The organism is Streptomyces sp. BK340, assembly GCF_007827595.1.
Classification (GTDB): Bacteria; Actinomycetota; Actinomycetes; order Streptomycetales; family Streptomycetaceae; genus Streptomyces.
On the sequence record NZ_VISR01000001.1, the window covers coordinates 43,590 to 56,607 of the forward strand.

Genomic DNA, 13,018 nt, shown 5'->3' on the forward strand with positions numbered 1-13,018 from the left:
GGGCCGTCATCTGTAACACAGTTACAGCAGCCGGGGCGCGGGGTAAATACGCGTGCACCGACCGGAGTTGGGGGGATCATGGCGAGAGGGGCGCTCAGCCGGGAGGAGGTCCTGGAGGCCGCCGCCGGGCTGGTGCGGCAGCACGGCCCGGGCGCGCTCACGATGCGCAAGCTGGCGGCCGAGCTGGGCACCGCCGTCACCTCGATCTACTGGCACGTCGGGGGCCGCGAGGCCCTGCTGGAGGCGCTGGTGGAGCGGACCGTGGCCGGTCTCGGCGAGATCCGGCCCGCCGGGCGCACGCCCGAGCAGCGGGTCGTCTCCGTGGCGCGCGCCCTGCGCCGGCAGCTGCGCGACCATCCGCACCTGGTGGCCCTGGTGCACGAGCGCGGGCTGACCGAGCGGATGTTCCTGCCCGCGCAGCAGGCACTGGTGCGCGAGGCGCACGCGGCGGGGCTGCGCGGCGCCCGGGCCGCCGGGTTCGTGCGCGCGGTGCAGTTCCAGGTCGTCGGTCATGTGCTGGTCGAGCGCAACCGCGAGCGTGCCCCGGTGCAGCGGCCCGGCGAGGAGGAGCTGTGGAGTGCCGAGGCCGCCGGTGACGACCCCGCCCTGGCCCGTGCGCTGGCCCGCCCCGTGGACACGGAGCGGCTGTTCGTCACCGCCGTACGGGCGCTGGTGGGGGCGCTGCTCGCACCGCGCGGAAAATGACTGGCGCCCGAACTGCCGCTGCCCCTACTGTTCCTGATCGCGGGGGCGGCTCCGCAAGCGTGCTTCCTTCTCTCCCTTTCCTGGAACCCGCAGCGCGCTCACTCTCCGCCTCCGCCTCGACCACCTCCTTTCGGCCTTCTGCCGCCTTCCTTCCGTCGGGGGATTCCGCTTGTCCGAACTGTCGTCCGTGCTGCTCCGCCGCCTCCGTACCGTCTACGTCGACCAGGCCGGACCACGCCCGGGCGATCCGTCGACCGCGGAGGGACTCGTCGCCCTGGAGGGCGAACTGCTCGACCGGGGATTCGCACCGACGGCACAGCTGCGCGCGGCCCTGGCCTGGCTGGGACCGGCGGGGCTCGCGGACGCGGGCCGGCAGCTGATCCGGCACATCGACGCCGAGCTGGGCGCCGACCGCACCCACATGCCGCTGTTCCGCAGCTTCCCGGCCTCCGTCCCGGACGACACGTTCCAGCTGTACGTCGACCGGGTCTTCACCCTGCTGCTGCAGTGGCCCGCGCAGCCCTGCGTGCTGTGCGGCACGGTGGGCGGCGTGCACCCGGTGGCGCCCTGCGCGCACCTCGTGTGCCGCGCCTGCTGGGACGGCGCGGACTACACGGGCTGCCCACTGTGCCACCGCCGGATCGACCCCGCCGACCCCTTCCTGGTGCCGGCCGAACCGCGCCGCCCGCGCGATGTGCCGGCCGGACCGCTGAAGCTGCTCGCGCTCGGCACGGACCGCGCGGCGGACACGGTGCACACCCTGCGGACCCTGCTGGCCCGCCGCACACCCCTGCCGCCGCAGGACCGCGCCGCCCTGAAGGTGCTGCTGGACCACGCCCCCGCGGACCTCGGCTGGCTGCCCGAGGAGATCCCGGTCCGTGAGACCAAGGCGTTCGTCCTGGGCACGCTGCTGGCCGACCGGCACACGCGCGCGGCCGTCACCGAGCTGTTCGCCGCGTATCTGACCACCGCGACGGACGTCCTGCGTCTGCTGTGCGTGTGGTCGGGCGGCGAGGGGGACCTGCTGGAGCCGCCGCGGCTGCGCTCGCTGCCCCGCGCGCTGCGCGGCCGGCTGCTCGCCGTGCTCGACGCTCTGGCGGTGCCGTCGCTCGTGGAGGACCTGCTGCGGCACCCGGGCCCGTGGAAGCGGGCCGCCGAGATCCTGCACCCCTTCGAGCACCACGCCCGCCACCCGCGGGCCGCCCTCGCCTTCGCCGTCCTGCGCGGCACCGACACCGCCGGCACCGCCCCGGGCGAGGCCCTGCTGCGCACGGCCGCCGAGCACCCGGAGGCCGTACGGGTCGCCGGCGACCGCATCCGGGCGGCCACCTGGGGCGCGCGGGTGGAGCAGGCGCTGCACGAGCGGGACGCGGGGGCCGCCCTGGCCCTCCTCGCGCAACGCCCCGGCGAGCTGCTGCGCCGCCTCGACCACCTGCTGCGGCTGCGCGAACTCGACACACTGCCCGACGAGTTCGCCGACGTGCTGCGCCGTGTCCTGCCCAAGGCCGGCCCCGGGCCGCTGCTCGCCGCGCTGGGCCGGATGCGGATCCGTCATCTGCCCGGCGAGCGGCGGGTGTTCTTCCCGCGCGGGCAGGTGACGCACGCGTTCACGGCCGACGACACACGGGCGCCGCTCGCCGCGTCGGTCACCGCGCGTGCGTGCGCGCTGCTGGAGGCCGAGGCGCTGCGCCGCCTGGCCGGCCGGCCCCGGTTCGACCTGGCGGTGCTCGACTCGGCGCTCGCCGGGCTCGCGGTGCCCGCCGCCGAGCGGACCGCCGCCAAGGCGCTGGTGTCGGTGCCGCGCGGCAGCACCCAGCCGCTGCCCGAGGGCGCGGTGCTGCGGCTCTTCCTGCACTGGATGCAGCCCGTGAAGACACGCGTGGACCTGGACCTGTCGGTGGCCCTGTACGACGAGGACTGGGAGTTCGCCGGCCTGTGCGACTACACGAACCTGGTGTACGGCGAGCGGTGCGCCGTGCACTCCGGTGACCTGACGTCGGCACCCGCGCCGGACGGCGCGACCGAGTACGTCGACCTGGACCTCGCGGCGCTCGGCGATTGGGGGGTGCGGTACGCGGTGCCGGTCGTCTTCAGCTTCAACAACATCCCGTTCGAGGAGCTGCTCGACGCCTTCGCGGGCTTCATGGCGCTGCCGTCGGCGGCCGAGGAGGCGCGCGGCGCCGGGTACCACCCGCGCACGGTGCGCCAGCGCTACGACCTGGTGGGCGACTCGCGCATCCATGTGCCGATGCTGGTCGACCTGCGCCACCGCACGTTCCTGTGGACGGACCTCCACCTGCCGTCGGACGACGGCTTCCACAACGTGTACCGGCACGGCGCCGACCTGGGCCGCGTCGGCCGGGACCTGTTCCAGTACTTCGCGTCCGGCCGTACGACGCTGTGGGACCTCGCGGTGTGGCACGCGGCGGCCCGCGGTGACGAGGTGCTGGTCGTCCGGCGGGCACCCGACCGGCGCGCCGTCGACGAACTGTGGCGCTACCGGCGCCACGAAGGGGAGCCGGACACCGCGTTCGCCGCCCGGGTGCGAGCCCTGGAGCCGCCGGAGCGGCGGGAGCCCGCGACGGACGCGGCGGACGCCGACACGCGTGCGGGTGAAGCCGCCGCGAAGAAGCATGTGTTGCTCGCGCTGGTGCACGGCGGGGTGGCACCGGAGGGCGCGACCGGCGCGGTGTACCGGCTGCTGCCCGGCCCGGCCGACGGCTGCGGTCTGGAGCCGCTGGCGGCCGGGGATCTGGTGGCCGCGCTGGGCTGACACCGGCCGTCCGCCCCGAACTGTGCCGCTGGTCCGCCGCCTTGCGGCCGCCGCACGCGCGTGCGGCGGCCGAGCGGGAGGGCGAGCGCGAGGGGCGGGTCCGGCCCCTGCGGGACAGCGCTGTCGGTCGCGGCCCGTATCCTCAATGACCATGCTCGAAGACCGTGCGACCGCAGTGTCCTCCCCCACCCAGTGGCCGGCCGCGTATCCGAAGGGATACGCGGTCGTTGACGTGGAGACCACCGGCCTGGCCCGGGACGACCGGATCATCTCCGCCGCCGTCTACCGGCTGGACGAGCGCGGCGAGGTCGAGGACCACTGGTACACCCTGGTCAACCCGGAGCGCGATCCGGGCCCCGTGTGGATACACGGTCTGACGAGTGAGGTGCTCGAAGGGGCGCCGCTGTTCGCGGACGTCGCCGAGGAGTTCGCCGCCCGGCTGGACGGCCGGGTGCTGGTCGCGCACAACGCGGTCTTCGACTGGCAGATGATCGCGCGCGAGTACGCGCGCGCGGAGCGCGAGGCCCCGGTGCGGCAGCGGCTGTGCACCATCGCGCTGTCCAAGGAGCTGGCGCTGCCGCTGCCCAACTTCAAGCTGGAGTCGCTGGCGGCACACTTCGGTGTCGTGCAGCAGCGGGCGCACCACGCGCTGGACGACGCGCGCGTGCTCGCCGAGGCGTTCCGGCCCAGTCTGCGGGCCGCGGCGGCGGGCGGCGTACGGCTGCCGCTGCTGGAGTGCCGGCCGCTGACGGAGTGGTCGGACACCCCCCGGATCGGCCGGCAGGCGACCGGGGGCTACGGCGGCCACCGGCAGTCCGGTTGGCGCCCGTCCCGGAAGCGGCCCGCCTGCCCCTACCCCAACCCGGGCCGGTACGAAGACGGCAAACACCTCAAACAGGGCATGCGGGTGGCATTCTCCGGGGACACCTCCACCGAGCGGGAGCTGCTGGAGGACCGGGCGACCGAGGCCGGGCTGCACGTGGCGACGAGCCTGTCCCGGCTGACCAGCCTGCTGGTCACCAACGACCCCGACTCGGGCACCTCGAAGGTGGTCAAAGCGCGGCAGTTCGGCACGCCGATCGTCGACGAGGCCGCGTTCGGGCAGCTGCTGAGGGACGTCGACCCCGCCGACGGATGAGCGGACGCGGGACCCGTACGGATGGGTGATTCGCCGCGACTCGCCCGGCGCCCACCGCCCCGCGGCGCCGGCGACGACTCACCCTGTGGCCCATGGCGAATTGCGAAGTTTGCGGCAATGACTACGGGATGACCTTCGAGGTCCACGCACAGGGTGCTGTGCACGTGTTCGACTGCTTCTCCTGTGCGATCCACCGCATGGCCCCGGTCTGCGAGCACTGCAAGGTCTCGATCATCGGCCAGGGCGTGGAGGCGGACGGCAGCTTCTTCTGCGGCGCCCACTGCGCCCGCTCCGAGGGAAAGGTGGGCATCGTCGACCGCGTGTGACCCGGCACCCGCCCGATCGCACCCCACGACCGAGTTGTACCGTCGTGGGGTGCACCGCTACCGCTTTCTGCTGACCCTCCAGTGGGTGATCCTCACCCTCGTCGCGATCGCGCTGATCCCGACGATGATCAGGCTCGGCTTCTGGCAGCAGCACCGGTACGAGGAGCGCACCGCCCGCAACGACCTGGTCTCCCGGGCTCTGCACGCCGAGCCGGTCCCCGTGGAGCGGCTCACCTCCCCCGGGCACGCCGTGACCCGCACCGAGAAGTACCGCACGGTCACCGCGACCGGCACCTTCGCCCCCTCCCGGGAGGTCGTGGTCCGCCGCCGGACCAACTCCGACGACGAGGTCGGCTTCCACGTCCTGACCCCGTTCGTCCTGTCAGACGGCAAGGTGCTGCTGGTCAACCGCGGCTGGATCCCCGCGAACGGCGTGCAGACGGCCTTCCCCGAGATTCCGGCGCCGCCCGCCGGCCGGACCACCATCACCGGGCGGCTCAAGGCCGACGAGACCACCGCGGCGAGCGGCATCAAGAACGTCAAGGGCCTGCCGGACCGGCAGGTCATGCTGATCAACAGCGCCGAGGAGGCGCGACGGCTCGGCGCACAGGTGCTCGGCGGCTACGTCGAGCAGACGGCGCCCGAGCCCAGGGGCGGCTCCCCGGAGCAGATCTCCGACCCCGGCAGCGAGGACGCCCCGCTGAACTACGCGTACATGCTCCAGTGGTGGCTGTTCGCCGCGGGTGTCCCGGTGGGCTGGTGGTTCCTGGTCCGGCGCGAGATCCGCGACCGCGCGGAGGCCGCGGCCGAGGAGACGCCCGAGGAGGCGGAACCGGCCGTGGTGTGATCCCTCGTGTGATCCCCGGCACCGGAGATCCGTCACTCCCCCGGCGCACCTCCCGGATTGGCCCCCGGGTCCCCCGGGAACCCGCATCCCGTGAACGCGCGCATCGAGGACTACGCCCTCATCGGTGACGAGCAGACCGCGGCGCTGGCCGGCAGGGACGGCTCGATCGACTGGTTGTGCCTGCCCCGCTTCGACTCCGGCGCCTGTTTCGCCCGGATCCTGGGCGACGAGGACAACGGCCACTGGCGGATCGCGCCGAACGGCGCGGACACCTGCACCCGCCGCGCCTACCGGCCCGACACCCTCGTCCTGGACACCGAGTGGGAGACCCCCGAGGGCACGGTGCGCGTCACCGACCTGATGCCGCAGCGCGACCGCGCCCCCGATGTCGTACGCATCGTGGAGGGCGTCAGCGGGCGCGTCACCGTGCACAGCACGCTCCGCCTGCGCTTCGACTACGGCTCGATCGTGCCGTGGGTGCGCCGCGCGGACGGCCATCGGGTGGCCGTCGCCGGCCCGGACTCGGCGTGGCTGCGCACCGAACCGCCCGTGCGCACCTGGGGCGAGCGCATGGCGACGCACTCGGAGTTCACCGTCGCCGAGGGCGAGCGGGTCGCCTTCGTGCTGACCTGGCACCCCTCGCACGAGCAGCGCCCCGCTCTCGTCGATCCGTACGAGGCGCTGAGCACCAGCGTGCGGGACTGGCGGCGCTGGACGGCCCGCTGCCGCTACGAAGGGCCGCACCGGGACGCCGTCGTACGGTCCCTGATCACGCTCAAGGCCCTCACCTACGCCCCGACGGGCGGGATCGTGGCCGCGGCCACCACTTCGCTGCCCGAGGAGCTGGGCGGTGTGCGCAACTGGGACTACCGCTACTGCTGGCTGCGGGACTCCACCCTCACCCTCGGCGCGCTGCTCTCCGCGGGCTACCACCGGGAGGCCGAGGCCTGGCGCGACTGGCTGCTCCGCGCGGTCGCGGGCGACCCGGCGGACCTGCAGATCATGTACGGCCTGGCGGGCGAGCGACGGCTGACGGAGTGGGAGGCGCACTGGCTGCCCGGGTTCGCCGAGTCCGCACCCGTGCGGATCGGCAACGAAGCCGTCGAGCAGCTCCAGCTGGACGTGTACGGCGAGGTCCTGGACTCGCTGTATCTGGCCCGCGAATCAGGACTGAGCACCAAGCCCCACATGTGGTCGCTGCAGTGCGCCCTGATGACGTTCCTGGAGTCGGCGTGGCGGCAGCCCGACGAAGGCCTGTGGGAGGTGCGCGGCGGCCGACGGCAGTTCGTGCACTCGAAGGTGATGGTGTGGGTGGCCGCCGACCGCGTCGTACGGACGCTGGAGAAGCATCCGGACCTGAGCGGCGATCTGGACGGCTGGCGGGCGATGCGCGACGCGGTGCACCGGGAGGTGTGCGAGCAGGGCTTCGACCCCCGGCGGGGCACCTTCACCCAGTACTACGGCTCGCGCGAGCTGGACGCCTCGCTGCTGCTGATCCCGCGGGTCGGTTTCCTGCCCCCCGACGACCCCCGTGTGATCGGCACGGTCGACGCGATCCGCGAGGACCTGGGCCACGGCGGCTTCGTGCGCCGTTACGACACGGACGCAGTCGGTGTCGACGGGATGCCGGGCGGCGAGGGCGCCTTCCTCGCCTGCTCGTTCTGGCTCGCCGACGCCCTGCACATGACGGGCCGCGCCGACGAGGCCCGGGAGCTGTTCGAGCGGCTGGTCGGCCTCGCCAACGACGTGGGGCTGCTGGCGGAGGAGTACGACCCGGAGCTGGGCTGCCAGGTGGGCAACTACCCGCAGGCGTTCAGCCACATCGCGCTGGTGAACACCGCCCTCACGCTGTTCGGGGACGGAGGGGACCGAAACGCGGGGCACGGGGCAGGATAGGGGCCATGGATCTTGGACTGAAGGACCGGGTGTACATCGTCACGGGCGCCACGCGCGGGCTGGGCAACGCCGCCGCGCGGGAGCTGGTCGCCGACGGGGCGAAGGTGGTCATCACCGGCCGTGACGAGAAGCGGGTGGCCGACGCGGCCGCCGAACTGGGCGCCAACGCGGTCGGCGTGGCCGTCGACAACTCCGACGCGGGGGCTCCCGAGCGGCTGATCGCGGCCGCCCGGGAGCACTTCGGCGGCTTCCACGGCATCCTGGTGAGCGTCGGCGGGCCGCCGCCCGGTTTCGTCGCGGACAACACGGACGAGCAGTGGCGGAACTCGTTCGAGTCGTTGTTCCTCGGCGCGGTCCGGTTCGCCCGCGCGGCGGCGGCCGAACTGGAGCCGGGCGGGGTCATCGGGTTCGTGCTGTCCGGGTCGGTGCACGAGCCGATTCCCGCGCTGACGATCTCCAACGGGCTGCGGCCCGGGCTCGCCGGGTTCGCCAAGTCCATCGCGGACGAGTTGGGGCCGCGCGGGATCCGGGTCGTGGGGTTGCTGCCGGCGCGGATCGACACGGACCGGGTGCGTGAGCTCGACGCGTTGTCCGCCGATCCCGAGGCCACTCGGGCGGCGAACGAGTCCCGGATTCCGTTGCGCCGGTACGGGACGCCCGAGGAGTTCGGGCGGGTGTCCGCGTTCCTGCTGTCCCCGGCGGCCTCCTACCTGACGGGGATCATGGTGCCTGTGGACGGGGGAATGAGGCACGGGTTCTGAGGGTCCGCGGTATCAAGTCACCCTCTCCGCACGGTGCTTCACCGCCCTCAGCTGTACTTCCGCCGGAAGCGCGGCCAAGCCCGCCGACTCGCGTGCGTGCGTCAGCGCCTGGGCCGTGAAGTCGATCAGTGCTGTCGCGGGGTCCACGTCCGGTTCCAGCCGGAGCCACGCGCGCACCGCGGGCGAGATACGGCGGCCCGTCAGCAGGATCTCGGTGTGGGTCACGCCCTGTTGGCCGGCCGCGTCCGCGGCCAGCGCCGACTCCACGGCCCTGCCGCGCAGCAGGGCGCCCTCGCCGTCGCCGGTGTCGACCAGGATCTCGGTCGGACGGCGCCGGCGCAGGATCGCGGCGAGCCACCACAGGGCGAGCAGCACGAGGACGGCCAGTGCGGCGATGACCGTCGGCCACCACCAGCCGGCCTGCCGCCAGCGGGTGCGCCCGGCCTTGCCGAGCAGGACGTCGTGCGGGCCGGTGTGCAGCCACCAGTGCGGTGGTGGTGCGCCCAGGCCCACGGCCAGCACCGCGCCGCCCAGGGCGAGCAGCAGCAGGCCCACGAGTCCGAGCAGGACGCGGTTGACGGTGCCCCTGCGCATCCGCCTCACCCCTTCGGTCCTGGGCGTCGGACGTGCACCGACAGCGCGGGCGGCCGGGACAGTCCGAGTCCCCGGACCGCCTCGGTGAGTACGGCGTCCAGGTCGGCCCGTACCTCGTCCAGGCCGCGGAAGTGCGAGACCACGCGGATGTCGGCCCGCTTGCGCCGCATCCGCACCCGTACCGCTCGCACGCCCGAGACCTCCATGGCCCGGTCGCGCAGCACCTGGGCGGCCGCCTCGCGCCGGAGTCCGGCGCGGACGTCGGGGTGCGGGCGCCGCATGGGCAGCAGGTCCCGCAGGCCGGGCGTGAGGGCGAGCACGATCAGCCAGAGGCCGAGGGCGGCGGTGACCCCCGCTCCGGCGAGCACCCAGGTGTTGTCCAGGGGCCGCTCGGCGAGCTGCCGGGCCAGGGCGCCCCGCCAGTGCATCGCCGGACGGTGGGCGCGGACGGCGGCGATGTCGTAGAGGAAGACGGCCGCGCCGGCCAGGAGGCACAGGGCGACGATGCCCGCCGGGACCCGGCGGGCCGACCAGAAGCGGCCGCTGCCTTCGGGGAGCAGGGCCGGTGGGCCGTCGGGGGTCTTGTCGTCGTCGAGGACGGGCAGTCGCCGGGTGGGACTCTCGGGTGGCCGGGGCTCGCTCATCGCGTCCTCCCGTGGGATGCGCCGGCTGCCGGTGTCCGGTGCAGCCGCTCGACCTGGACCGCGACCTCCGGCACCTGCATGCTCACCAACGCGCCTACCCGCTCGATGACTTGGCGACGCACGGCGGCACAGCGGGCACCGATGTCGCAGGGGTAGCCGAGTTCGAGGACGACACGGACGCGGGCCGTCTCCACGGGGGTCCCCCCGCTCGAGCGAAGCCGGGAGTGGAGGACGACGACCGTGGCGTGCGGGGGCGCCGCGCCCTCGGGCAGCGGGCCGAGCGCCTCGCGTGCGGCCTGGGCGGCGATCTTCGCGACGACCCGGTCGGCGATCCGGGTGGCACCCCGTTCGCCGGGCGGCGCGAGGTCCAGGGGCCCGCGCACCGTGCCCGTCTCCGCGCTCATGGCGCTCACCGTCCGCGGTCGCGCCGGTCGCCGCGGGTGCGGAAGAAGTCGCCGAGCTCCAGGTCACCCTCCAGGAACCGGCCGGCGATGAACCCGACGGCGCCCAGCGCCGCCACCAGCAGGAAGGCTCCGAACCCGCCGAAGTACCCGGCGAACCCCAAGGCCATTCCGGCGATCATGCCGACCACGGCCATGTTCATGCAGCACTCCTCAGCTCGTCAGGTGTGCGGGGCCCGGTGCCTCACTGGATCCGGGGCGGCGCGGGCTCCTCTTCCTCTTCCTCGGGGAGCTTGACGTCGCTCACCGCGATGTTGACCTCGACGACCTCGAGTCCGGTCATCCGTTCCACGGAGGCGATCACGTTCTCCCGTACCGCGCGGGAGACATCCATGATGGACACGCCGTAGTCCACGACGATCTCCAGGTCGAGCGCCGTCTGCACCTCGCCGACCTCGGCCTTCACACCCCGGGTCACCGACTTCGCACCGCCCGGGACCCGGTCGCGCACGGCTCCGAAGGTGCGGGCCAGGCCGCTGCCCATGGCATGGACGCCGAGCACCTCCCGGGCGGCCATTCCGGCGATCTTCTCCACGACACCGTCGGCGATGGTGGTGCGTCCCCGGGTCGCCGGGTCCCCACCGCCGCGCCTGGTGGCCTTACGGGTCGACACCTGCGGCTCGTCGTCACCGTCTGGGGTCGTCGTCATCTCGGTCATCGCCGTACGTCCCTTTCGGTCGTCGTCCTGCGACCACCGTAAGCAAGGATGCTCGGTCGCGCGCCACGGATGCGGCAGGCTGGAGGAATGACGGCGGACCGGTGGACGCAGGAAGTCAGGCATCAGCTGGGGCTGGGCAGGCTGCTGCCGCTCGGTGGCCCGCGCGACGGGGCGTGGATCGCCGAGGGGGCGGCCGCTGCGGTGCTGGCGCGCGCCGCGGCGACGGAGGTTCCTGACGTGCGCCTCGGCGCACTGCGGATCACGCTCGCCGATCCGGAGGACGTCCACGAGCCCGTCGTACCGTCTCCGCCGAGCGCCCTGGGCCCTGGCGCGCTCCGGGTGACGGCGGACTTCGCGGCCACGGCCGCCGAGCCCCTGCCGGTGACGGCGTCCCGCCTGCGGCTGACGCTGGCGACGGCCGCGACGGACCGGCTGGGCCTCATGGTCACGGAGGTCGACCTGCGGGTGACGGACCTGCTCGACGCGGCGGACGGGCAGGAGGCAGCGGTGGCCGCGCCGCAGCCGCCACCTGCCCGCGGGACGACGAGCCCCGACGAGTCCCTGGTGGCGGCAGCCGCGCTGTCCGTCCCCGGGGTGACCCGGCTGACGGGCGCACTCGCGGGCTTGGGCCGGGCGGTGCACGTCGAACGGCGCGCCGAAGGAACCTCCCTGCCCGGCCGGCACGTACGCGTGGAGCTGGCGACCGGCACGGACCACCGGGCCGTGGACGTGGCCCGGCAGGTACGCGTGGCGGTACGGGACGCGCTGGACGATCACCCGACCGTGGCGGTGCTGGTCACGGCGGTCGGCTGACCACCGCCCTCGCTCATTCGCCGACGCCGGCCAGGTCCCGCAGCCGCCGCCCCTGCGCGGCCCGCTCGGCCGCACGCTGCTCGTCGTACGTACGACCGGCAGCACCGCGCAGCAACGCCTTGGTCTCCACCACGGCATCCCGCGGCGCAGCCGTCATCGCCGCGGCCAAGTCCTCTACCGCACCGTCCAGTTCGACGGCGGGCACGGCAAGGTTGGCCAGCCCCGACGCCACCGCTTCCGCCGCCCCGACGAACCGCCCGGTCACACAGATCTCGAGCGCGCGGGCGTACCCGACCAGGCCGACCAGCGGATGCGTGCCGGTCAGGTCGGGAACGATGCCGAGGGCTGTCTCGCGCATGGCGAACTGCACGTCGTCCGCGACGACCCGCAGGTCGCAGGCGAGCGCGAGCTGGAACCCGGCACCGATGGCGTGCCCCTGGACGGCGGCGATGGACACGATGTCGTTCCGCCGCCACCAGGTGAACGCCTCCTGGAATTCGGCGATGGACGCGTCGAGCCCGGCGTCGTCACGACGCGCGAGATCGGTGAAGGTCGGCTCGCCCGGGATCCCTTCCGGGGTGAACATCTGTCGGTCCAGCCCGGCGGAGAAGGACTTGCCCTCGCCGCGCAGCACCACGACACGGACAGAGCCCGGCAGCAGCCGACCGGCCTCGGTGAGCGCCCGCCACAGGGCGGGGCTCTGCGCGTTGCGCTTGGCCGGGTTGGCCAGCGTCACCGTGGCGAGCGCGTCGTCGACGGTGAGCCGTACGCCGTCCTTGTCGAGTACAGGAGCGAGGTCCTGGTCGGGCGAAGCCATGGGGCGCCTCCGATGGGTGCGGTCATCACGCATTGCCGTACTGGCATGCTAAGTGACTGCACAGTAACCACCCGGCCGATCAGACAACCGACCGGGTGGCCACCGTCGAAGGCGATGGGCCGCCCGGAGTCAGGACGATGCGGCCTTCTTGCCCCGGGTCGCTCCGCCACGCCCACGAAGCGTGACGCCCGACTCGCTGAGCATCCGGTGTACGAAGCCATACGAGCGGCCGGTTTCCTCGGCCAGTGCCCGGATGCTCGCACCGGAGTCGTACTTCTTCTTCAGGTCTGCCGCGAGCTTGTCGCGCGCGGCGCCGGTCACCCGGCTGCCCTTCTTCAGAGTCTCGGCCACCCGTGCCTCCTCATGGGAAGTGCGCTCTGGTCTCCTCATGATCACCCCTCCAGGGCGCGATGGCCACCCATTCGGCAAGGTCCGTGAGACATCGTCGTGACGACAGGAGCACATCCCCACATGCGGAATCTGGGATTCCACAGTGGATCGGCCATGGGGCCGAACGGGTGGATTCACGAAGTGCCAGGTCAGGGACGCGAAGCGGCCGATCCCTTGAGGCCCAAGGGATCGGCC

The 13,018-nt window shown here is 73.5% G+C and carries 15 protein-coding genes; 8 read left to right on the forward strand and 7 right to left on the reverse strand.

Annotation, left to right across the window (positions count from 1 at the left end; genetic code table 11):
- Nucleotides 1–78 precede the first annotated feature (78 nt).
- The 7 genes from FB157_RS00235 to FB157_RS00265 all read left to right on the forward strand — a co-directional run bounded on the left by FB157_RS00235 (nt 79) and on the right by FB157_RS00265 (nt 8,446).
- Nucleotides 79–705 carry a TetR/AcrR family transcriptional regulator gene (locus FB157_RS00235; protein ID WP_145874723.1) on the forward strand — a complete coding sequence of 209 codons (627 nt, stop codon included), beginning with the start codon at nt 79–81 and terminating at the stop codon, nt 703–705.
- 169 nt (nt 706–874) lie between these two features.
- The gene (locus FB157_RS00240) at nt 875–3,478 is read left to right on the forward strand and encodes an MXAN_6230/SCO0854 family RING domain-containing protein (RefSeq protein WP_145874725.1); all 2,604 of its coding nucleotides are present in this window, start codon (nt 875–877) and stop codon (nt 3,476–3,478) included.
- A 151-nt stretch (nt 3,479–3,629) separates the two neighbouring features.
- The gene (locus tag FB157_RS00245; RefSeq protein ID WP_186581268.1) at nt 3,630–4,616 is read left to right on the forward strand and encodes a DEDDh family exonuclease; all 987 of its coding nucleotides are present in this window, start codon (nt 3,630–3,632) and stop codon (nt 4,614–4,616) included.
- Between the two features lie 92 nt (nt 4,617–4,708).
- Nucleotides 4,709–4,942, forward strand: coding sequence for a hypothetical protein (locus tag FB157_RS00250; protein WP_145874727.1), 234 nt, complete (start codon nt 4,709–4,711; stop codon nt 4,940–4,942).
- A 49-nt stretch (nt 4,943–4,991) separates the two neighbouring features.
- Nucleotides 4,992–5,789, forward strand: a complete 798-nt coding sequence (locus FB157_RS00255) for an SURF1 family protein (protein ID WP_145874729.1) — start codon at nt 4,992–4,994, stop codon at nt 5,787–5,789.
- Nucleotides 5,790–5,879: 90 nt separating this feature from the next.
- Complete coding sequence (locus tag FB157_RS00260) at nt 5,880–7,685, forward strand: glycoside hydrolase family 15 protein (RefSeq protein ID WP_145874730.1); 1,806 nt, start codon at nt 5,880–5,882, stop codon at nt 7,683–7,685.
- A gap of 5 nt (nt 7,686–7,690) precedes the next feature.
- Nucleotides 7,691–8,446 carry an SDR family oxidoreductase gene (locus tag FB157_RS00265; RefSeq protein ID WP_145874732.1) on the forward strand — a complete coding sequence of 252 codons (756 nt, stop codon included), beginning with the start codon at nt 7,691–7,693 and terminating at the stop codon, nt 8,444–8,446.
- A 12-nt stretch (nt 8,447–8,458) separates the two neighbouring features.
- Here FB157_RS00265 and amaP read toward each other — a convergent pair whose 3' ends face one another.
- From amaP to FB157_RS00290, 5 genes are read right to left on the reverse strand one after another with little or no spacing between them, the layout of a single operon-like run.
- Entirely contained in the window at nt 8,459–9,040 is a 582-nt protein-coding gene (gene amaP / locus FB157_RS00270; RefSeq protein ID WP_145874734.1) for an alkaline shock response membrane anchor protein AmaP, read from the reverse strand.
- 5 nt (nt 9,041–9,045) lie between these two features.
- Nucleotides 9,046–9,684, reverse strand: coding sequence for a DUF6286 domain-containing protein (locus FB157_RS00275; RefSeq protein WP_145874735.1), 639 nt, complete (start codon nt 9,682–9,684; stop codon nt 9,046–9,048).
- Nucleotides 9,681–10,088 (reverse strand): Asp23/Gls24 family envelope stress response protein, encoded by a 408-nt coding sequence (locus tag FB157_RS00280; RefSeq protein WP_145874737.1) that lies wholly within the window; start codon nt 10,086–10,088, stop codon nt 9,681–9,683. The genes FB157_RS00275 and FB157_RS00280 overlap by 4 nt, the downstream gene beginning before the upstream one ends.
- Before the next feature lie 5 nt (nt 10,089–10,093).
- On the reverse strand, nt 10,094–10,288 hold the full coding sequence (locus tag FB157_RS00285) for a hypothetical protein (RefSeq protein WP_145874738.1): 195 nt from the start codon (nt 10,286–10,288) through the stop codon (nt 10,094–10,096).
- 41 nt (nt 10,289–10,329) lie between these two features.
- Entirely contained in the window at nt 10,330–10,803 is a 474-nt protein-coding gene (locus FB157_RS00290) for an Asp23/Gls24 family envelope stress response protein (RefSeq protein WP_145874740.1), read from the reverse strand.
- Nucleotides 10,804–10,890: 87 nt separating this feature from the next.
- Here FB157_RS00290 and FB157_RS00295 point away from each other — a divergent pair, with 87 nt between their 5' ends.
- Nucleotides 10,891–11,616 carry a nucleopolyhedrovirus P10 family protein gene (locus FB157_RS00295; RefSeq protein WP_145874741.1) on the forward strand — a complete coding sequence of 242 codons (726 nt, stop codon included), beginning with the start codon at nt 10,891–10,893 and terminating at the stop codon, nt 11,614–11,616.
- Between the two features lie 13 nt (nt 11,617–11,629).
- On the opposite strand, the gene FB157_RS00300 is transcribed toward FB157_RS00295, so the two are convergent.
- Nucleotides 11,630–12,433, reverse strand: coding sequence for an enoyl-CoA hydratase/isomerase family protein (locus FB157_RS00300; RefSeq protein WP_145874743.1), 804 nt, complete (start codon nt 12,431–12,433; stop codon nt 11,630–11,632).
- A gap of 129 nt (nt 12,434–12,562) precedes the next feature.
- A complete protein-coding gene (locus FB157_RS00305) occupies nt 12,563–12,784 on the reverse strand; it encodes a helix-turn-helix domain-containing protein (protein WP_004002281.1) in 222 nt (73 codons plus the stop codon).
- Nucleotides 12,785–13,018: the final 234 nt, after the last annotated feature.